The organism is Pseudomonas poae RE*1-1-14 (genome assembly GCF_000336465.1).
Taxonomy (GTDB): domain Bacteria; phylum Pseudomonadota; class Gammaproteobacteria; order Pseudomonadales; family Pseudomonadaceae; genus Aquipseudomonas; species Aquipseudomonas poae.
In genome coordinates, this window is the sequence record NC_020209.1 from 2,270,559 (window position 1) to 2,292,737 (window position 22,179).

General features: G+C 64.0%; 10 protein-coding genes and 1 pseudogene. 5 read left to right on the plus strand and 6 right to left on the minus strand.

All coding sequences use genetic code 11. From position 1 onward, the window contains the following. Position 1 precedes the first annotated feature (1 nt). The gene (locus tag H045_RS09820) at positions 2-14,035 is read right to left on the minus strand and encodes a non-ribosomal peptide synthase/polyketide synthase (protein WP_015372253.1); all 14,034 of its coding nucleotides are present in this window, start codon (positions 14,033-14,035) and stop codon (positions 2-4) included. Between the two features lie 210 nt (positions 14,036-14,245). On the opposite strand from H045_RS09820, the gene H045_RS09825 reads away from it, so the two are divergent. Together H045_RS09825 and H045_RS09830 are read left to right on the plus strand one after the other, a co-directional pair. Continuing rightward, the gene (locus H045_RS09825) at positions 14,246-14,497 is read left to right on the plus strand and encodes a type II toxin-antitoxin system HicA family toxin (protein ID WP_015372254.1); all 252 of its coding nucleotides are present in this window, start codon (positions 14,246-14,248) and stop codon (positions 14,495-14,497) included. Continuing rightward, complete coding sequence (locus tag H045_RS09830; RefSeq protein ID WP_015372255.1) at positions 14,494-14,859, plus strand: type II toxin-antitoxin system HicB family antitoxin; 366 nt, start codon at positions 14,494-14,496, stop codon at positions 14,857-14,859. The genes H045_RS09825 and H045_RS09830 overlap by 4 nt, the downstream gene beginning before the upstream one ends. 40 nt (positions 14,860-14,899) lie before the next feature. On the opposite strand, the gene H045_RS09835 is transcribed toward H045_RS09830, so the two are convergent. Next, positions 14,900-16,255, minus strand: a complete 1,356-nt coding sequence (locus H045_RS09835; protein WP_015372256.1) for an MATE family efflux transporter — start codon at positions 16,253-16,255, stop codon at positions 14,900-14,902. Between the two features lie 219 nt (positions 16,256-16,474). On the opposite strand from H045_RS09835, the pseudogene H045_RS25805 reads away from it, so the two are divergent. Both H045_RS25805 and H045_RS25810 read left to right on the plus strand, forming a co-directional pair. Next, positions 16,475-16,909, plus strand: a pseudogene (locus H045_RS25805) (MCP four helix bundle domain-containing protein); the annotation flags it as partial. 474 nt (positions 16,910-17,383) lie between these two features. Next, the gene (locus tag H045_RS25810) at positions 17,384-18,097 is read left to right on the plus strand and encodes a methyl-accepting chemotaxis protein (RefSeq protein WP_420875626.1); all 714 of its coding nucleotides are present in this window, start codon (positions 17,384-17,386) and stop codon (positions 18,095-18,097) included. Positions 18,098-18,131: 34 nt separating this feature from the next. On the opposite strand, the gene H045_RS09845 is transcribed toward H045_RS25810, so the two are convergent. Then, positions 18,132-18,602, minus strand: a complete 471-nt coding sequence (locus H045_RS09845; RefSeq protein ID WP_003233069.1) for a hypothetical protein — start codon at positions 18,600-18,602, stop codon at positions 18,132-18,134. A 250-nt stretch (positions 18,603-18,852) separates the two neighbouring features. After that, the gene (locus H045_RS09850) at positions 18,853-19,515 is read right to left on the minus strand and encodes an isochorismatase family protein (protein WP_015372257.1); all 663 of its coding nucleotides are present in this window, start codon (positions 19,513-19,515) and stop codon (positions 18,853-18,855) included. Between the two features lie 145 nt (positions 19,516-19,660). Between H045_RS09850 and H045_RS09855 the strand changes: the two genes are divergently transcribed. Then, positions 19,661-20,440: a TSUP family transporter gene (locus H045_RS09855; protein ID WP_003233065.1), complete on the plus strand. Its 780-nt coding sequence runs from the start codon at positions 19,661-19,663 to the stop codon at positions 20,438-20,440. Here H045_RS09855 and nudC read toward each other — a convergent pair. Next, the gene (gene nudC, locus H045_RS09860) at positions 20,408-21,241 is read right to left on the minus strand and encodes an NAD(+) diphosphatase (protein WP_015372258.1); all 834 of its coding nucleotides are present in this window, start codon (positions 21,239-21,241) and stop codon (positions 20,408-20,410) included. The genes H045_RS09855 and nudC overlap by 33 nt on opposite strands. 5 nt (positions 21,242-21,246) lie before the next feature. Next, on the minus strand, positions 21,247-22,059 hold the full coding sequence (locus H045_RS09865) for a crotonase/enoyl-CoA hydratase family protein (RefSeq protein ID WP_015372259.1): 813 nt from the start codon (positions 22,057-22,059) through the stop codon (positions 21,247-21,249). Positions 22,060-22,179 lie beyond the last annotated feature (120 nt).

A 22,179-nucleotide genomic window follows, 5' to 3' on the forward strand; every position in this document is an offset into this window, starting at 1 on the left:
GTCAAATCGCCTCTAGTTCGCTCAAAAAGTCACGAAGGTCATCAAAATCTTCCACGGTGCCGGCACGCAAAGTGGCTGCGGCCTGCACATAGGCCTGCAGCGATTCGGTCTGGAACAACTCCATCAGCGGCACTTCCAGGCCCAGTTCGGCCTGGACCCGCGAGGTGATCTGGATCGCCAGCAGGGAATGCCCGCCCACTTCGAAGAAGTTGTCGTTCAGGCCCACCTGCGGCAGGTGCAGAATGTCGGCCCAGATGGCAGCGATCTGCTGTTCCAGTTCGCTGACCGGCGCCACGTAGCGCTGCTGCATCTGGCTGGCGTCCGGCACGGGCAGGCCCTTGCGGTCGAGCTTGCCGTTGGGGGTCAGCGGCATCTGCGCGAGGAACACGAAGTGCGCGGGCACCATGTAGTCCGGCAAGCGCACCTTCAAGGCGCGGCGCAGGGTGTCGCGCCACGCGGCTTCGTCGGCCACCGCCTCTGCCTCCACCACGTAGGCCACCAGTTGCTTGCCGGTCGAGCCGTCCTGGGCGACCACCACGGTTTCACCGACGTTGGCCTGCTCGCGCAGGCGCGCTTCGATTTCGCCCAGTTCGATACGGAAACCGCGGATTTTCACCTGGTGGTCGACACGGCCGAGGTAGTCCACCACGCCATCGGCGCGCCCTCGGGTGAGGTCGCCGCTACGATAGACGCGACTGCCGGGCTGACCGAACGGATCCGGCACAAAGCGTTCGGCAGTGAGGGCCGGGCGCTCCAGGTAACCACGGGCCACACCCTCCCCGCCCAGGTACAGCTCACCGGCCACGCCGATGGGCTGCAGGTTCAACTGCGCATCCAGCACGTAGCCGCTGCGATTGCCGAGCAACGTGCCGATGGGGGCGTAGACCGCGCCGCACGGGTCGCCCCGGCGCGCTTTCCACAGCAGCGGCGTGACCACGGTCTCGGTGGGGCCATAGCCGTTGAACAGGTAGGTGGGTTTCAGCGCGCGCCAAGCCAGGTCGTAGCTGGCTTGCGCCACGGCATCACCGCCGAAGCAATAGACCCGCACGGCCGGTGGATTGCCGTCGCGCTCGGCATGCTCGGCCAGTTGTTGCAGGTACACCGGCGGGAACACCGCCATCGTCACGCTGTGACGATGCATTTGCTGGTAGGTGTATTCGGGCAGCCACAGGCTGTCATCGCGGATCAGCACGCTGGCGCCATTGATCAGCGGGTGCATCCAGCCCTCATGTGAGCCGTCGAAGGCGAACGACATGAAGTGCAGTTCACAGTCGGCCGGGCCGGTTTCGTAGCGCTCGCCGGTGGCGATGATGTGCGCCACCAACGGGCCGTGCGCCACCGCGACACCCTTGGGCATGCCGGTGGAACCCGAGGTGTAGATGACATAGGCCAGGTTGTCGCCCTCCAGCGCGACAACCGGTGCCGTGTCGCTGTCACCGGCCCAGTCCTCGGTGCGATCGATGGCCAGCGTCGCGACCCCCTCAGGAACCGGCAACTGCTGCAACGCACAGGTATGCGTCAGCAGCAGTTGTGCGCGGCTGTCCTGCAGCATGTACAGCAATCGGTCACGCGGGTACTCGATATCCAGCGGCACATACACGCCACCGGCCTTCATTACCGCGAGGAACGCCACCATGATCTCGGCACTGCGCGGCATGGCAATCGCCACCCGCACTTCCGGGCCGATACCCTGGGCGATCAAGGCATGGGCCAGGCGGTTGGCCTGGCTGTCGAGTTCGCCGTAGGTCAGGGTCTGCGCGTCGAACTTGACCGCCACCGCCTGCGGGGTTTCCCGCGCGCGGTCGGCGATCAGTTCGTGCACCAGCCGCTCAGCCGGGAAGCCGGCGTCGGTGCGATTCCATAGATCAAGAATATGCTGTTGCTCATCCGCATCCAGCAAATTGAGCGCGCCGATAGGCTGTTGCCGGTCGGCAACCATCGCCCGCAACAGGTTCTGCCAGTGGCCGGCCATGCGCTCGATGGTCGCCGGCGCGAACAGGTCGGTGGCGTAACTCAGGGACGCGCGCAGCGCATGCTGGCTTTCTTCAACGTCCAGCGCCAGATCGAACTGGGCAATGTCTTCATCCCAGCTCAACACCTCGATACTCAAGTCGTCCAGGCGTTGCAAATGGCTGTCGACAGACGTCTGGCGATGGTTGAACAGCACCTGGAACAGCGGGCTCAGACTCAGGCTGCGCTCGGGCTGCAAGGCCTCCACCAGTTGCTCGAACGGCAGGTCCTGATGAGCCTGGGCCTCCAGCGCGCGCTGGCGGGTTTGCTGCAACAGGTGCTCGACGCTCATCTGCCCGTGGATATCGGCCTTGAGTACCTGGGTGTTGACGAAAAAGCCGATCAGCCCTTCGGTTTCCACGCGATTGCGGTTGGCAATCGGCACGCCCACGCGCACGTCTTCCTGACCGCTGTAGCGGTGTAGCAAGGCCTGATAAGACGCCAGCAGCAGCATCGGCAGGGTCACTTCACAGCTGTGCGCCAGGCTGCGTAAATCGGCCAGCAGCGGCGCCGGCAACTCGATGCCCAGGCGCGCGCCACGGTGGCTTTGCACGGCCGGGCGCAGGTAATCGAACGGCAATTCCAGCACCGGTTGCGAGCCACCCAGTTGCTCGCGCCAGTATGCCAATTGACGCGCTTTCTCGCCGGCCTGCATCCAGTCACGTTGCCACACGGCATAGTCGGCGTACTGGATCGGCAGTGCCGGCAAGTCCGGCGTGCGGCCGTGGCTGAACGCGGCGTACATCTGCACCAGTTCCTCGACCATCAATTGCATCGACCAGCCATCGGAGACGATGTGGTGCTGTACCAGCACCAACACATGCTCATGGGCCGCCAGACGCAGCAGCCTGACCCGCAGCACGGGCCCCTGCCGCAAATCGAACGGCTGCCCGATGATCTGCGCAACGTCGGCTTTCAAGCGGGCTTCATCGCTGTCGCTCACTTCGACATCGATCAGGCCCGAGTCCTCGATGACCTGCACCGTCGCGCCGCCCTCTTGTCGCAGGTGCGTGCGCAGGCTTTCATGGCGCGCCAGCAAGGTGTCGACACTGCGTTGCAACGCGGCCAGATCCAGCGGACCGCGCAAACGCAGGGCGCTGGGGATGTGGTAGGCGGCGCTGTCAGGGTCCAGTTGCCAGAGGAACCACTGGCGTTCCTGGGCGTAGGACAATGGCAACGGCTGGCTGCGGTCAACCGGGACCAGCGGCGGTGCGAGCACCGCCTCCTCGCCCAGCGCCCGCACGAAATCACCCAGCAGCGGCTGTTCGAACAGGCGCTTGAGCGGCACTTCCAGCGCCAGTACCTGGCGCACGCGGGAGACCACGCGGGTGGCCAGCAACGAATGGCCACCCAGCTCGAAGAAGTGATCGTCGAGACCCACCTGCGGCACGTCCAGGACCTCGGCCCAGATCGCCGCGACGTGCTGCTCGCGCACGCTGACCGGCGGCACATGGCCTTTGCTCGGCAGCGCGGCGTCAACCCTGGGCAGGGCCTTGCGGTCGAGCTTGCCGTTGGGGGTCAGCGGCAGGCAGTCGAGAAACATCACCTGCGCGGGCACCATGTAGTCCGGCAAGTGTGCACGCAGGGCGGCTTTATAGGACGCCTGCGGTTGCGGTTGGGCGGTCACCAGATACGCGATCAGGCGATCGTTATCGGCCAGCACCACGGCCTCGCGCACACCGGCCTGTTCGCGCAGACAGGCTTCGATTTCGCCCAGTTCGATACGGAAACCGCGCACTTTCACCTGATGATCGACCCGACCGATATACGCCACCACGCCATCGGCGCGGTAGCGTGCCAAATCGCCGGTGCGGTACAGGCGCTCGCCCGGCGCACCGTAGGGGTTGGGCACAAAACGCTCGGCCGTGAGTGCCGGCCGCGCGTGGTAACCGCGCGCCAGGCCGACGCCGCCGATCAGCAGTTCGCCTGCCGCACCCACCGGGCTTGGCGTCAGCCCGGCATTGAGAATGAACAGCGCGGTATTGGCCACCGGCCGCCCGACAAAAGGCTGCGCGGTGGTCAGGCGATGCGCCGCCGACCAGATAGTGGTTTCAGTGGGGCCATACAGGTTCCACACCGGGCCTTGCAGATCGAGCATGCGCTGGGCCAGGTCGACCGGCAGTGCTTCACCGCCGCACAGGCACTGAATGCCATTCAACAACTGGGCCCGCGGGCTTTCCAGCAGCATGCGCCAGCTGGACGGAGTGGCTTGCAGCACGGTGGCAGCCTGATCATGGGCCATGTCGATGATCGCTTCGGGATCGAGGGCCATGTCCTGATCGCTGAGCAGCACCGTCGCGCCCACGGTCAACGGCACGTAAAGCTCCAGGGCAAAAATGTCGAACGAGAACGTCGTCAGCGACAGCATCCGCGCCTCGCGTCCGATCTCCAGAGTAGCGGCCATGCCGCTGGCAAAGCTGCACAGCGCCTGATGCGGCACCATCACGCCCTTTGGCTTGCCGGTGGAGCCGGAGGTGTAGATCACGTAGGCCAGGTGCTGCGGCGCCACTTCGACCTGCGGGTTGTGCTCGGCGCTCTCGGCGCAGTCCATCGTCAGCACCTGCACGCCGTCGGGCAGCGGCAGGCGCCCGAGCAATGGCGGCTGGGTCAGCAGCACCCGGGCACGGCTGTCGTCGAGCATGAACGCCAGACGGTCGGCGGGGAATTGCGGGTCCAACGGTACATAGGCGCCACCGGCCTTGAGGATCGCCAGCAGGCCGACCACCATCTGAAGCGAACGCTCGACATGCACGGCCACCAGCACGTCAGGGCCCACGCCCGCCGCGATCAGGCGATGGGCCAGGCCGTTGGCACGGCGGTTGAGTTCACCGTAGCTCAAGGCGTCGCCGTTGAATTGCACGGCGGTCGCGTCCGGCTGCGCCAGCGCGTGTGCCTCGAACAACGAGTGCACGCAGCGCTCGCGCGGGTAGTCGACCTGCGTGCGGTTCCAGTCTTCGAGTATTTGCCGGCACTGCGGTGCGCTGAGCAGGGTCAGTTCATCCAGGGCCTGGGACGCATCGCGCACCACCGCACGCAGCAGGGTGTGCCAGTGCTCGGCCATGCGCTCCACGGTCGCGGGCAGGAACAGGTCGGTGGCGTAGGTCAGCGAAGCCCACAGGCCATCGGCGGACTCTTCGGTTTCCAGGTTGAGGTCAAATTGGGTGGTGTGAGCTGCCCAGTCCACCGGCTGCAGGTCCAGCCCGGCCAATTGCAGCGGGGCGGTGCGCCGGTTGTCCTGGTGATTGAACATCACCTGGAACAGCGGGTTGTGGCTGAGGCTGCGCGCCGGTTGCAGCGCTTCAACCAACTGCTCGAACGGCAGGTCCTGATGGGCCTGGGCTTGCAGAGCTCGTTGCTTGACCTGGGCGAGCAACTGGTCGAATGGCATCTGCCCATGCAGGTTGGCCTGGAGTACCTGGGTGTTGACGAAAAAGCCGATCAGGCGCTCGGTTTCCAGGCGGTTGCGGTTGGCGATCGGCACCCCGACGCGCACCTCGGTCTGCCCGCTGTAGCGATGCAGCAAAGTCTGGAACGACGCCAGCAGCAACATGAACAGCGTCACGTCCTGACGCTGGGCGAGTGCCTTGAGTTCGGTCACCAGCGCAGTGTCCAGGTGAATCTGCCGACGCGCACCGCGATGGCTTTGCACCGCCGGGCGCGGGTGGTCCAGCGGCAGTTCCAGCAACGGATGCTCGCTGCCCAGCGTCGCGCACCAGTAATCGAGCTGGCGCTGCTGCTCACCGGCGGCCATCCAGTCGCGCTGCCACTGCGCATAGTCGGCGTACTGGAGCGGCAACGCCGGCCGTTGCGCCTGGCCCTGATACAGCGCCACCAGCTCGTCCACCATCACGTGCATCGACCAGCCGTCGGAGATGATGTGATGCTGGGTGATCACCAGCACCTGGTGCTCGGCGTCGATTTCCAGCAGTTTCACCCGCATCAGCGGGCCGTTGCGCAGGTCGAAGGGCCGCTGGATTTCCTGCGTCACGGCCTGCTCGAGCGCCTGGGCGTCGATGGGTTGTCGTTCGATCGGCATGGCGAAAGAGGGGTGAATCATCTGCCAGGTACGCTCGCCCTCCTCCACAAAGGTGGTGCGCAGTGGCTCGTGGCGTTGAACCAGGCACTGCAGGGCGCGCTCAAGGGCCGCTGTATCCAGTTGACCGCGCAGGTGCAGCGCAATGGGCACGTGGTAGGCGGCGCTGGTGGGGTCCAGTTGCCAAAGGAACCACTGGCGTTCCTGGGCGAACGACAGGGCCAGCGGTTGATCACGATCAACGGCCGTCAGAGCCGGTGCCGTATCGGCCTGCAAGCCGGCGCAGGCCAGGGCGAAGGCTTCCAGCGTCGGCTGTTCGAACAACGCCCGCAACGGCACTTCCAGCGCCAGTTCGTGGCGCACCCGCGAGACCACCTGGGTGGCGAGTAATGAATGACCGCCGCGCTCGAAGAAGTGGTCATCGAGGCCCACCTGTTCAACTTGCAATACGGTCTGCCAGATTCCGGCCAAGCGCTGTTGCAGCGGGCTTTGCGGTGCACGGTAAGCCTGCAGCGTCAGGTTCAGATCCGGTGCCGGCAGTGCGCGGCGATCCAGCTTGCCATTGATGTTCAGCGGCAAGGCGTCGAGGACCACCCACTGCACGGGCACCATGTAGTCCGGCAATGAGCGGCGCAGGGTCGCCGCCAGCGCCTGGGTGTCCAGGCTGTGTGCCTCGGTTGCGACGACATACGCCACCAGCTGCGCACCGGTCGCGCCCGGCAGGGCCAGCACAGCCGCTTCACGCACCTGCGGCAAGGCTTGCAGGCCGGCCTCGATTTCGCCCATCTCGATCCGGAAACCGCGAATCTTCACTTGATGGTCGATGCGCCCCACGTACTCCAGCGCACCGGCCTCGGTGTAACGGGCCAAGTCGCCGCTGCGGTAGAGCCGCGCACCGGGGACACTGGAAAACGGGTCCGGCAGGAAGCGTTCGGCGGTCAGCGCCGGACGCTGGAAATAGCCCTGGGCAAGGCCAGCGTGTGCACCGATGCACAACTCGCCGACGCCGTCGGTGGCGAGCAACTCGAAACCGCTGTCGAGCACGTATAACGCACGACCCGCAATTGCACGGCCAATCGGCACGCCAAACGCGTCGCCGGCGTCGGTCAACTGGCAGTCATGCACGCTGGACACCACCGTGGCCTCGGTCGGCCCGTAGGTGTTGAGCAAGCGCACAGCGCCCAGCCCGGCCGCATGCCAGGCGCGCACGCCTTCCACGGCCATGGCTTCCCCGCCCACATGCACTTGGCGCAGGTTGCCCAGAGAGCGCCGCTGCGCAGCGCACTCCTTGGCGAGCAAATACCAGTAAGCGGCGGGCAAGTCGGCCAGGGTCACGCCCTGGTCGACGATTTCCCGCGCCAGTTGCCCGGCGTCCCAGAGCTCGTCGCCGCGCATGATCAGTGCCGCGCCCGCGCACAGCGGCGGGTAGCACTGCTCGACAAAGCCGTCGAAGCTGAACGTGGCAAATTGCAGCACGCGGTCTTCTTCACTCAGCTGGCTGTAGCAGTGGGCACTGTCGCAGAACTGACCGAGGGCGGCGTGATCAATGGCCACGCCCTTGGGCTGACCAGTGGAGCCAGAGGTGTAGATCACATAGGCGAGGTCGGCGGCCTGCGCATGGTTGGGCGGATTGGTTGACGGATAATCGCCCAGCTCATCACCGCTGGCGCTGAATGTCAGGCGCGTCAACCCTGACGGCAACGGCAACTCGGCCAGCAGGCCGGTTTCGCTGAGCAACAGGTCCAGACGACTGTCCCTCAGCATGTAGGCCAGACGCTCGGCCGGGTAACTAGGGTCCAACGGTACATAGCCGGCGCCGCTTTTGAGCACCGCCAGCAGGCTGACAATGAGCTGTGGGCCGCGCCGCGACGCCAATCCCACCCTGTGTCCCGGACCTGCGCCCAGTTCCAGCAAACGGTGCGCCAGGCGGTTGGCCCGCGCATTGAGTGCGGCGTAGTCCAGGCGCTCGTTGCCCGCCTGCACGGCGAGGGCGAACGGCGTGGCCAGGGCCTGGGCGGCGATGCGCTCGTGCACCCGCAGAGGGTGCGGGGCTGCACCGGGCTGCTGGCTGAGGACGAGCATTTCGCGCTGCGCGTTGGCGTCCAGCAGTTGCAGACTGCCCAGCGGCCTGTCGGCATCAGCCATCATTTGCCCCAGCAGGTGCTGCAGGTTGGCGCTCAATCGCGCCACCTGCGCAGCACTGAAGCGCGCGCGCTCATAGCTCAATTCCAAACGCAGGCTGTCGCCCAGTTCGATGCCCAGCGTCAGCGGGTAGCTGGTGCGCTCGCGGTTGTGCAGTGGCCCGAAGGTCAGGCCGGCAGGCGCGCCCTGCTTGAGTGCTTCGGCGACCGGGAAGTTTTCGAACACCAGCAGCGTGTCGAACAGCGCCCCACCCTGTTGGCCGGCCCAGCCCTGGATGTTGTAGAGCGGCACCTGTTCGTGGTCGCGAAGGCTGAGGTTGAGTGCCTGCAACTCGCCCAGCCACGCGCCTGTCGACTGGGCTGGCGAGGCCGCACTGATGATCGGCAGGGTATTGATGAACAGGCCCAGTTGCTGCTCGATGCCCGGCAGCGGCGCGGACCTCCCGGCGACCGTGGCGCCAAACACCACGCAATCCTGGCCGGTGTAGCGTTGCAGCAACAGGCTCCAGGCGCCTTGCAGTACGGTGTTGAGGGTCACTTTATGCTGGCGGGCGAAAGCGCCAAGGGCGGCGGTGAACTCGCTGCCGAGCACCACCTGATGGTCGGCCATGCCCGCGCCGTCCGCCGGCGCACGCAGCGCATCGGCCAGCAGGGTCGGTGCCTGCACGGGCGCAAGGGCGGCTTTCCAGAACGTTTCGCCCGACGCCTGCTGTTGCAGCCAGCCGAGGTAATCGCCGAACTGTCCCAACGGCGCAGGCACGGCGTGGCCCGCGTAATGGGCAATGACTTCGCCGAGCAGTTGGGCGTTGCTCCAGCCGTCCATCAGGATGTGGTGGCTGGTGAAAATGAAGTGCCAGGCGATCCCGGCGCGACGCACCAGTAGCAGACGGAACAGCGGCACGCGGTCGAGCACGAAGCCCTGCTCGCGCTCGGCATCGGCCAGCGCATCGACGTCGGCGTCCGGGTCTTCGATCACCTGCAATTGCAAGTCGACCTGGCGCTGGACCAACTGATGGGCACTGTCCAGGCCCAGCCAGTGGAAGCTGCTGCGCAGGATGTCGTGGCGATCCAGCGCAGCCTGCCAGGCACGTCCGAACTTCAGCAGGTCGAGGCCTTCGATGTCCAGGCGCAACTGGTTGATGTAGGCCTGCGCCTCGGGTTCATAGAGGGTATGGAACAGCATGCCCTGTTGCATCGGCGACAACGGATACAGGTCAGCGATGGCCGGCCCTGGCACTGGCAACGCATCCAACTGCTGCTGGCTGAGGCGCGCCAGCGGGAAGTCCGACGGCGTGACTTGCCCGGCAGGCGTGGCACAGCAATGGGCGATCAAGGCCTTGAGTTCGACGGCGTATTCATCCGCCAGACGCTGGATGGTTGCCGCGTCGAACATCTCGCAACTGAAGCCCCATTGCAACGCCAGTTCACCGCCGTACACCTGCCCTTCCACCGTCAACCAGTTGGCCAGCGGCGCCTCGGAGTCCTGGGCCTGGCCACTGCCCTGGTTGGCCGGAACGAACAGTGCCGACTCATCGAACTGGCGATCGAACTGGCCCAGGTAATTGAAGGTGATGCGCGGCGCGGCCAAGTTCGACAAGGCAGCGCCAGCGTCGGGCGTGCCCAGGTAGCGCAACAGGCCATAGCCGATGCCTTTGTCGGGCACAGCACGCAGTTGCTCCTTGACCGCCTTGATCGCGCCGGATAACTCACCGCCCGCCTCCAGCCGCAGCGGAAACAGGCTGGTGAACCAGCCGACCGTGCGGCTCAGGTCGAGGCTATCGAACAGGTCTTCGCGGCCATGGCCTTCCAGTTGAATCAACGCGGCCGGTTGCTCGCTCCAACGGCTGATGACACGCGCCAGCGCGGTCAGCAGCAGGTCGTTGACCTGGGTGCGGTAGGCAGCCGGGGCGTCTTGCAGAAGTTGGCGCGTGTGCTCGGCGTCAAGACGTACTTCGATCTTGCTGCCCAGACGGTTCTGCAGGCCACCTTCGGGGTGGTCGCAAGGCAGCTCGGTGTCGACGGTTTGCGCCTGCCAGTACGGCAGTTGTTCGTTGAGCGTTTGCGCATGGTCGTGCAGATGTCGTGCCCAGTGCTGATAGGCACTGGTTTTGGCCGGCAGCGCGGCATCACGGTAGGCCTGTTGCAGGTCTTCCAGCAGGATGCGCCAAGACACGCCGTCCACCACCAGGTGGTGGATCACCAGCAGCAACCGCTGGGTGCCATCGGCCATGTTCAACAGGGCTGCGCGCAGCAGCGGGCCGTGCGCCAGGTCGAGACTGCGCTGGGCTTCATCGCACAAGGCGGCCAGTTCAGCATCGCTGTTGGCCTGGGATTGCCACAGCGCCGCTTCAGCGACCGGCGTTGCGTGGCTTTGCGCCCAGCCGTCGGCCTGCGGCACAAAGCGCAGGCGCAAGGCGTCGTGATGATTGATCAACTGCGTCAGCGCTGCTTCAAGACGAGCAGGCGCGAGGGTTTCGCGCGGGGTCAGCAACAAGGACTGGTTCCAGTGGTGACGCGCCGGGATCGCCTGGGCGAAAAAGTGCTGCTGCACCGGGGTCAGGCGCACCTCGCCTTGTACCGGGCCCTGGTCAATCAGGCTGACCGGCTCGACGCTTGCCACGAGCGCGAGGCTGCGCACGCTCTGATACTGGAACAGGTCGCGCGGGCTAAGGCGAATTCCCGCCTGGCGCGCGCGGCTGACTACCTGGATGGAGATGATCGAGTCGCCGCCCAGTTCGAAGAAGTTGTCGTCAAGGCCGACCTGTTCCACGCCGAGCACGTCGGCCCAGATCGCCGCCAGGGTCTTTTGCAGGGCGTTTTCCGCTGGGACAAAGACGTGTTGCGGCGTGGCGTCCGGCACCGGCAATGCCTTGCGGTCGAGCTTGCCATTGGCGGTCACCGGTAGCTTGCTCAGGTGCACAAAGTGAGTGGGCACCATGTAGTCGGGCAGGCTGCCGAGCAGCCAGGTGTTGAGATCGGTAGGCGCTTCGCCCTCCGCTACCAGCCAGGCCACCAGCTGTTTGCCGCCTTGTACCAACACTACGGCTTCACGCACCTGCGGGTGTTGCAGGAGGCGGGTTTCGATTTCGCCCAGCTCGATGCGCAGACCGCGCAGCTTGACCTGATGGTCGAGGCGGCCGAGGTAGTCGATCACGCCATCGGCACGCTGGCGCACGCGGTCGCCGGTGCGGTACAGGCGCTCGCCTGCGGTGAACGGGCTGGGCACAAAACGCTCGGCGGTCAACCCCGGGCGCCGGTGGTAACTGCGCGCCAGACCGATGCCGCCCAGGTACAGCTCACCGGACACGCCGGCAGGCACCGGGTTGAGTTGGGCATCGAGCACGTAGGTGGCGAGGTTGGCAATCGGGCGACCGATGGGCACGCTGTCGGCGCCCTCGTCGACGCAGGTCCAGTGGGTCACGTCGATGGCGGCTTCGGTGGGGCCGTACAGGTTGTACAAGGCTGCCGCCGGCAGCCGGGCGAACACCTGCTGCTGCGCGTCCAGCGCCAGGGCTTCGCCGCTGCACACGATACGTTTGAGGCTGGCGCAGGCTTGCACGCCTGGCTCATGGATAAACGCCTGCAGCATCGACGGTACGAAATGCAGGGTGGTAATGGCGTGCCGGCCAATGGTCTCGATCAGCCGCGCGGGCTCGCGGTGTTCCCCGGGAGCAGCGACCACCAGGCGTGCGCCCGTCATCAGTGGCCAGAAGAATTCCCACACCGATACGTCGAAGCTGAACGGGGTTTTCTGCAGGACCGCGTCACTGGCGTCCAGGCGATAGGCCTGTTGCATCCAGCACAAGCGGTTGACCAGCGCGCGATGGCTGTTGCCCGCGCCCTTGGGCTTGCCGGTGGAACCGGAGGTGTAGATCACATAGGCAAGGTTCAGCGCATCGGTGTCGACCTGGGGAGCTTGCGCACTGCAGGTGTCGAAACCGCTCAGCGCAGCGTCCAGCACGATGACCTGCAGGCCGTCCGTTGGCAGCAACGTCAGCAGGGCATCTTGAGTGAGCAGCAGCGCGACGCCGCTGTCTTCGATCATGTAGGCCAGGCGCTCGCGCGGATACTCCGGGTCCAGCGGCACGTACGCGCCACCGGCCTTGAGGATCGCCAGCAGGCCCACCACCATCTCGACGGAGCGCTCGACGCAGATACCCACCAGCACATCCGGACCAACACTGCGCTCGCGCAGGGCGTTGGCCAACTGGTTGGCGCGGCTGTCGAGTTCGGTATAGGTCAAGGTGGTGGCGCCGAACACCAGCGCGGGCGCGTGCGGCGTGCGCTGCACCTGTTCGGCGATCAGCTGATGCAGCGCGCGTTCGCTGGGGTAAGCTTCGGCGGTCTGGTTCCAGGCCTGCACCAGCAGGTTTTGCTCGTCCTCATCGAGCATCGGCAATTCGCCGACACGTTGCTCGCCGTCACTGACCATGGCCTGCAACAGGCTGATCCAGTGCCGCGCCATGCGCTCGATGGTCGGCGCGTCGAACAGATCATTGGCGTAGGTCAGCGCGGCATGCAGGGTGCCGGACTTTTCCCAGGTGTCCAGGCTCAGGTCGAACTGAGTGGTGCGGCCCTGCCATTCCACCTCGGACAGCGCCAGGCCCGAAGCGGTACTCACCGATGCAATATCGGCCACCACCGGCTGATGGTTGTACATCACCTGGAACAGCGGCGTGTGGCTGAGGCTGCGCTCCACCTTGAGCGCTTCCACCAGGCGCTCGAACGGCAACTCCTGATGCGCCTGGGCGCCGAGCGCATGCTCCTTGATGCCTTGCAGCAACTCGCCGATGCGTGTCTGTCCGGTCAGTTCGGTGCGCAGCACCTGGGTGTTGACGAAGAAGCCGATCAGCCCTTCGACCTCATTGCGGTTACGGTTGGCAATCGGCACGCCGACGCGAATGTCGCCCTGGCCGGTGTAGCGATGCAGCAGCACGTTGAACGCACCGAGCAACAGCATGAACAGGGTCACGTTGTGTGTTTGTGCGCAGCGGCGCAGTTGGGCGGCCAGCGCGGGGTCAATCGCGAAAGCGTGGCGTGTGCCCTGGTAGCTCGGCATCGCCGGGCGCGGGCGATCGGTGGGCAATTCCAGCACCGGGTGCTCATCGCCCAGACGCGCCTGCCAGTAATTGAGCTGGCGGGCCTGCTCCCCGGCTTCCAGCCAGCGGCGCTGCCACAGGGCGTAGTCGCTGTACTGGATCGGCAGCGCCGACAGTTGCGGCGTCTCGTTGCGTTCATGGGAGTCGTAGAAACGGATGAACTCGTCGATCAACACGTTCATCGACCAGCCATCGGAGACGATGTGGTGCAGGGTCAGCAGCAGGACGTGCTCCCCGGCGTCGAGCCTGAGCAATTGCACGCGCAGCAAAGGGCCGGTTTCCAGATTGAAGGGCAGCAGCGATTGAGCGGTGGCCGCCGCGGCGACCGCCTGTTCGCGCGCAGCGGGCGCCAGGCCGCTGAGGTCCGACTGTTCAATCACCAACGACGGTTCGACGGCGACCTGCAGCAGGCGCTCGTCGGCCTGACGCTGGAACACCGTGCGCAGGGTTTCGTGGCGCGCGATCAGACTGGCGAAGGCCTGCTCCATCGCGGGCACACTCAGCGCGCCCTTGAGCCGCACCGCACCGGGCAGGTTGTAGGCGCCGCTGGCCGGGTCCAACCGCCACAGAAACCACATGCGCTGCTGCGCGTAGGATAGCGCCTGACGGTCTTGCGCCTCCACGCCTGCCGGGATTGGAAACCGGGAAAAATCCACCCCTTCCTTCTGCAACGCCTGCAGGAACAGCTGGCGTTTTTCCAGGGGCAACCCGATAAACCGGCGAGCAAGTTTCAAGGAGTCTTCAGCATTCATTTCAAAGGGTCCGGAGCAATAGGCGGGAAGCACAAAGGCGCGTCGTCCCTATAAAACGAACCGGGAAGGGAAAAATTAGCGTGGGGAGGCGAAGGCGGCAGCGCGCTGTCATCAAGGGTTACATCAATCGCAGGAAAGCATTGCGAACCCGAGCTAGCATTGACGTACACCACTTTTTGCAACTACATTTAGTTACAGGCAAGGATCGCCGTGTCCAAAAATGAAAAGCTGCTGGCCAAATTGCTCAACGAGCACATGGCCTTTACCTGGCCCGAGCTCGTCACGCTATTGCGTCGTCTCGGTTACACACAACTGGAAGGGGCTGGAAGCCGCGTCAAGTTCGACATCGGCGACCCGACGGCAATGATCACCTTGCACAAGCCTCACCCCGGCAACGAACTGAAGCATTACATTCGGCGCCAGATCATCGAACAATTGAAATCAGGAGACCTGATTCAGTGAACAACCAACTGAAACACAAGGGCTACATCGGCTCTATCGAAGCCAGCCTCGAAGACAACTGCCTGTACGGCAAAGTCCTCTTCATCAAGGCGTTGTTGAGTTACGAAGGCAAGACAGTCGCCGAGCTGGACGCGGCGTTTCAGGAGGCGGTGGACGATTATCTCGCCACCTGCCAGGCGCTTGGGCAAACGCCGGAAAAACCCTGCAAGGGGTCGTTCAATGTGCGGGTCGGGCATGACCTGCACCTGGCGGCGGCGCTTGAGGCCACCCGCAAGAAAGTCACGCTCAACGACCTGACCCGGCAAGCATTGAACGAGTTTCTGCAACAGCACGGCAAGGCGCCCTGCCCGGCCATTGGTTGACTGACCTGGCCGCCAGCCGGAGCTGGCGGCAACCCCCTTATCAGATCAACCGCTTGATCTGCTTGTTGCGCCACACCAACCGGTAATAGGCGATCTGCAGGGCAAGCATCATCAGGTAGGTCACCGGAAACGCCATCCACACGCCTTCGAGGCCGAAGTGCGCATTGAGCAGGTAAGCCACCGGCAACTCGACAAACAGCACGCAGACAATCGAAATCACCACCGGCATCAGCACCACGCCGCTGGCGCGCATGATCCCGCCGATCACGGCCTGGAAACCGAACACCAGGATGCTCCACAGCATGATGTGCAGCAGGTGTTCGGCATTGACCCGTGCGGTGTCGTCGGTGATGAACAGCCCCAGCAACCAATGCGACAGGCCGTAACCCAGTACGATCAGGCCACCGGTCAGGCAGGTATTGATCAACAGTCCGGCGCGCAGAATCGGGCCGATGCGCTCCACACGCCCAGCGCCAATCGCCTGAGCGCCCAGGATCGAGGCGGTGATGGCAATCGACAATGCCGGGAACTGCACGTAGTTGACGATCTGCGTTACCGCGCCATAGGCCGCCGTGGCTTGGGAACCGTGGCCGTTAACCAGCGCCAGAATCACCAGCTCCGACAACGACAGCACCACCATCTGCAACCCGGTCGGCAGGCCGATGCGCAGCACCTTGCCGAGGATCGTCCGGTCCAGGCGCAACGCCGCGAGCAATTGGCGATCCGGCGCCATCACATGTTTTTTATGGCGCAGACGCAGGATCAGAAACAGCATCGCCAGGGTGTTGCCCACCAGCCCCGCATACACCGCGCTCTGGATGCCCAAGGGCGGCAGGCCGATCCAGCCGCGAATCAACGCGGGGGTCAGCAGCAGGCCCGTCAGGGTCGAGACCATCAGCGCCAGCAACGGCGATACCGTATCGCTGACCCCGCGCAGCAACTGGGTATAAAGGATGAACACCAGCAGCAGCGGCATGATCAACATCATGACCTGCGCGTAACCCACCGCGTCGTCGAGCACGTCCAGCGGCGTGCCCAGCGCCTGCAACGCAGGACGTGCAAACAGGCTGCCCAGCACCGCCGCGATCACCCCGACCAGCGCGCCGAGGGTCAGCGTGGCACCGGTGATGACCTTGACCACTCCCGTCTCGCCAGCCCCCCAGGCCTGGCCGATCAATACCGAAGCGCCCGCCCCCAGGCCGATCACCAGTGCAATGAAGAAGAACACGATGGGAAACATTCCCGACACTGCGGCCAGCGCCTGGGTGCCGAGCATCTGCCCGACATAAATGCCGTTGAGCGTGCCGGAGAAGCTTTGCAGGAAATTGGACAGCACCATCGGTGCGAGAAAGAACAGGTAGGTTTGCCACAGTGGGCGTTGCACAAGGTTTTGCATGAAAAACGGTGCCTCGAAGAACTAACGCATCCCGAGGTTATACCGTATGTGGATCCAATATTCGCGCGCTTGATCGATTTGATCAATGACAGGTGCTCGAATTACTGATTGGACGCGCCGGTTGCGGGTGAGTAGATTCCACGCCTGGGATAGCTATTAGCCATCACCTCCCATACCTCTGGAATCGAGCCTCACATGAAAAAACCTGTCTCGTTGGCGATGCGTATCGGCCTGGGCTTCGCTTCCACCCTGTCATTGCTGGTGCTGATTACCGCCGTGGGTATCCAGCGCGTGGGCTTTATCGACAGCACGCTCAAGGACGTTGCCGAAAAAGCCGCCGTGGCTCAGCGCTATGCCATTAATTTCCGCGGCAGCGTGCATAACCGCGCCATTGCCATTCGCGATGCGGTACTGGTCACCGACGAGACCGCGCTCAATCGGCACCTGGCCGAGATCGACCAGCTCAAGCGCGACTACCAGGACGCCGCCGTGCCGCTTGATCGTCTGTTCGGCAACGGCGGCGCCAGCACCGAGGAAGCCCGACTGCTGAGCGATATCAAGGCCATCGAGACACAGACCCTGGCATCCTCGGAGCGCGTCATCAGCCTGCGCCGCGCCAATGACATCGCTGGCGCACAGGCGCTGTTGCTGGCGCAGAGCTCAGATCTCTATTCCGAGTGGCTCAAACGCGTCAATGCGTTGATCGATTTTGAAGAGGCGCGGATTCGGCACCAGCTTGACTCGGTGCAGAGCGCAGCGAGCAATTTCGCGGTGTTGATGCTGTTGGCCAGCGCCGTGGCGATTGTCTTGAGCGTGCTGGTGTCGTTGCTGATCATCCGCAAGGTCAAGGCCACCCTCGGCGCCGAGCCCGAAGAAGTGGCCGAAGCGATCCGTCGCCTGGCCCAGGGTGACTTGAACCAGAGCATCGACACCCGTCACCCCGACAGCGTCATGGGCATTCTTAAAAATGCCCTGATTCGCCTGGGCGACACCATCACCGAAGTGCGCGCGTCGGCACAGGCGCTGCGTGATTCGTCGGTGACCCTGTTGTCTGCGTCCGGCGAAAACCGCCAGCAGATCACACTGCAAACCAGCGAAGCCCAGCATGTGGCCGCCGCCATTACGCAAATGGCCGCATCGGTCAATGAAGTATCGGGCTACGCCTCGGCAGCCGCCAGGGCCACCCTGCAGGCCGATGCCGAAGTCAACAGCGGCCACCGTCTGGTGGGTGAAGTGAGCGTGGCGATTGAAGAACTGGCGCAAATTCTCGAACAGGCCACCACCCGCGTCAATCAGGTATCCAGCGACAGCGAAAGCATCGAAACGGTGATTGAGGTGATCAACGCGATTGCCGCGCAAACCAACCTGCTCGCCCTGAACGCCGCCATTGAAGCCGCCCGCGCCGGGGAACATGGCCGCGGCTTTGCGGTAGTCGCCGACGAAGTGCGCTCGCTCGCGACCCGCACTCAGGAGTCCACCCAGGAAATCCGCGACATGATCGGCAAACTGCAAAGCGGCACTCAGAGCGCCGCCGACATCATGCAGCGCAGCCGCGCCCTGGCCCAGACCACGGTCGGCCAGACTCGCGATTCGCAAGCGTCGCTGGGCAAGATCAGCCAGGAAGTCGGCGCGATCAACACCATGAACGCGCAGATCGCCAGCGCCTCGGTGCAGCAGAGCGCCGCCGCTGAAGAAGTTGCGCAGAACGTCACGCGTATCCACAGCTCCACCGTACAGTCGGCTGCTGGCTCCGAAGTAGTGGCGAACGCCAACCAGGAACTGGCGGAACTGGCGGACAGGTTGAGCACCAAGGTAGCCTTTTTCAGCGTGGCTAGCCGCTGACCGCCAAAGGTTTGCCACGGTTGGGCAGCCGGCTTTACGGCTGCCTGGCCCGGTGGTTTTTGGCCTTGAGGTTGTCTGAAAACTTTTTGTACAGCGCTCTGACGAGCGTTCGTTGAGCGCGCATTTCGCGGCAGGCGTACCGCATCTCTCGATGCCGGTCCGTGTTGAGCAAAAGTAACCCCAGCAGCGGAAATACAACGCCCAGGGAAAATGCCAGGCGGTGCGGACAGTCGTCCAAGGTCGGCAGGACCAGCAAAAGGCAAACGGCGAAATAGCAAGCCATCCAGCCTGCGGCCCATTTACGCCCGCGTGCAATCATCCCATTGAGAAACACCACAGCAGCCGTCAACACGAGCACTGCCCATCTGGACACTTCCGTTCTGAGCGCCGGATCGAGCTTGCGCAAATACACCGGTTCATTAAGCACAATCACAGAGGCGCCGGAAAGGACAGCCATGAACAGAGTGCCCACGAACACAGGAAGGTAGCGGATGACAACGCTCACCGTTGAATCATTCATTGCGCGCAGTGAAGCTTAACCACACACACCGGCGTGATCGTTGCACCGCCGTGCAGGACGCGTCTGCGCGGGCAATGGATGCCGGGAAAACCCTCCCTGAATACGCTGAAAGTCACTCCTTTACTCCTCACCTTACAAGAGCACAGAGGGTAAAGAATCCATCATGTACAAGAATGTAGGAGAAGTTCCTTTTTGCCGGAGGGCACTTCCCGTTATCTTTTTTTTGGCCGTCTGATCAATCGTAGGAATCGGAAAGTACGAGCGCCGCGGCGAGTTCTTCACGGGTCCGGCTGATGACGGCGCCTGCCGCGAGCAACGCTTCAACGGCATTGACGCCTCCCTCCGGCGTGATGGCACGGCAGGCAGGCAGATGCAGCACCACCGCCAGACCCGCCTTGAGCATTTGCAGGGCGGTGGTCTTGACGCAGTAGTCCAGGGCCAGGCCGCCGACGATTACCCGCTGCACGCTGTGGGCCTTGAGGTACTCGATGACGCCCGTGGAGAGTTTGTCATGCAGGTCGTGGTAACAGGCACCGTAGGGGTGCAGGTCGGGCTCAACGCCTTTCCAGACGAAGTAATCGTAGTCGTAGGGCGTGGGCAGTTCATCCAGCAGGGTGAAGCCCTCGGTGCCAGGCACACAGTGGTTGACCCAGGTGACATCGGCATGCGCCAGGCCCGTGGGCTGCAGCATGTCGCTGTGCCGGGACACTACCCAGGGTGCGTGCGGAGTGTGCGCGTCCTTGCTGCCAATACGATGACCGGCAAGGCTGGCCATGTAGTTGAGCTCGGCGCCGATCTGGTCACCGCCGGCCACTGGCAACTCATTGGGGCACAGTGGCGTGAAGCTTTTCTGGGCGTCGACGTCGAATGAGGCGATGGCGATTTTTGCGAGCGGCATGGCGGTTCTCCGGTGGCCAGGCAAGAAGCGTACAGGGGTCTGTTTTTTGATCACAGTTTTGCCGATTGAAAGCCTGACGGTGAGGTAAGATAGCGCCGTTTGGCACAGCCTGCCCGTTGTGCCCGCCAACCCAAGTCGACTGCCCATGCCCTTCGAACTCAGTGTAGACCTCACCACCCTGGCCCTCCTCGCCGTGGTTGCCTTTATCGCCGGCTTTATCGACGCCATCGCCGGCGGTGGTGGCCTGCTTACCACCCCTGCCCTGCTCACGGCCGGCATGCCGCCGCACCTGGTGCTGGGCACCAATAAGCTGAGCTCGACCTTCGGCTCGGCCACCGCCAGCTTCACCTTCTACCGGCGCAAGCTGTTCCATCCGCGCCAATGGGTGCACGCCATTGTCGGCACATTGGTCGGTGCACTGACCGGCGCCGTGGTCGCGCACTACCTGCCTGCCGAAACCCTGAACAAGATGCTCCCGGTGATCGTCTTCGCCTGCGGTGTGTATCTGCTGTTCGGCGGCACGCCCAAGGCGCCGCTGGACGCCGATGCACCGATCAGGAAAAAATGGCAAGCCACCCAGGGCTTCGGCCTGGGCTTTTACGACGGCGTGGCCGGGCCCGGCACCGGCGCGTTCTGGACCGTGAGCACGATGCTGCTGCACCCCATCGACCTGGTAAAAGCCAGCGGCGTGGCGCGCAGCATGAACTTCGTCAGCAACGCGGCGGCGCTGACGGTGTTCATCATCAATGGGTCGGTGGACTGGATCGTCGGCCTGGCCATGGGCCTGTCGGTGATGTGCGGCGCGTTCTTTGGGGCACGCAGCGCAATCAGCGGCGGCGCCAGGTTCATTCGCCCGGTGTTCATCACCGTGGTGCTCGGTCTGACCGTGCGCCTAGCCTGGCAGCACTGGTTCGGCGTGGCCTAGGCGACGGGCCAGGTACAGGTCGATGAGATAGCGCGCAATCGAGCGCGACGCCGGCAACGGCGGCAATGCGTGGATATTGAACCACTGCGCGTCCTCTATCTCGTCGGCCTGGGGCACGATCTCGCCGCCGGCGTATTCGGCATGAAAGCCCAGCATCATCGAGTGGGGAAACGGCCAGCATTGGCTGCCCATGTACTGAATGTTCTTCACCTCCACCTGCACCTCTTCACGCACCTCGCGGATCAGGCATTCCTCGGCCGACTCGCCCGGCTCGGCAAACCCCGCCAGCGTGCTATACACCCCCGTGACAAAGCGCGGTGACCGCGCCAGCAGAATCTCGTCGCCGCGCGTCACCAGCACGATCATGCTCGGCGAAATACGCGGGTAACTGCGCAAATCGCAGGGCTCGCAGAACATTGCGCGCTCACGTGGCACCTGCACCATGGCCTGACCGCAGCTGCCGCAGAAACGGTGCTCACGCGCCCAAGTGCCGATTTGCGCCGCGTAACCAAGCACCTTGTACACGGTGTGATCGCCCTGCAGCATGAAGCCGCGCAGGCCCTGCCAACTGCAGCCCGGCACCTGGGCGGCGCTGTTGAGCTCCAGCAGATACACCGGCTCGCCGTCGAGGAGACCGATGCCATGCTCGGCGAACACCGACAGCTCCTGGCGCTTGAGCCAGTCACGCGGAAACAGCGGACCATTGGCGTCATGTAAAAAGCCCTCGCGGCTGCGCGCAATAGCCCAGCCACCGGGGGCGTCGTTGTCCAGCAGCGTGTTGGTAATCCAGCCTGGGGTCATGTCAGTCAATCCACAAAGTCGGGTTTCTGTTTACTCATGTGTGCCGCGATGGCCACGCGCAAATCGTTGGATTGCAACATAGCCGCGTTCCAGGTGGCAACGTATTCCAGACCGTCATTGATGCTGTGGTCACGCATGTAGCTGATCATGGCCTTGGTGCCGGTTACGGCAATCGGCGATTTGGCGGCGATCTCGCGGGCAATCTCCAGGACCCCGGCCAGCAGGCTTGCATGATCGGGATACACGCGGTTCACCAGGCCGATGCTGCGCGCTTCTTCGGCGCCGAACTGACGGCCGGTATAGGCCAGTTCGCGCAGCATGCCGTCACCGACGATGCGCGGCAGGCGTTGCAGGGTGCCGACATCGGCGGCCATGCCAATGTCGACTTCCTTGATGGAGAACTGCGCATCCTCGGCGGCGTAACGCATGTCGCAGGCGCTGATCAGGTCGATGGCACCGCCGATGCAGTAGCCCTGGATCGCCGCCAGCACCGGCTTGCGGCAGTTGTCCACCGCATTGAACGAGGCTTGCAGCTCGAGGATCTTGCGCCGCAGCAGGCGTGCGTTACGGCCCACATCCTTGCCCAGGTCATTGGCCACCTGGGCCAGCATCATCAAGTCGATACCCGACGAGAAATGCTTGCCGGCACCGCTGAGTACCACGGCGCGCACGGCGTCAGTGTCTTCGACCCATTGGAATATCTCGATGATTTCACGCCAGAACGCCGCGTTCATCGCGTTGATCTTTTCCGGGCGGTTGATCTGCACATGGGCAACGTTGCCGTTGAGCTCAACAACGAAGGCTTGGTATTCGGACATGGCAGTGATCCCTGACTGACGATTGATAAGGGCCAGACTATAACAAGGCTGCGCAAGGGCGCATCGGCCAAAAGCCGGACGCGCACTTATCGGCGCCGTGGGCACGGGCCCGCCTGGAAA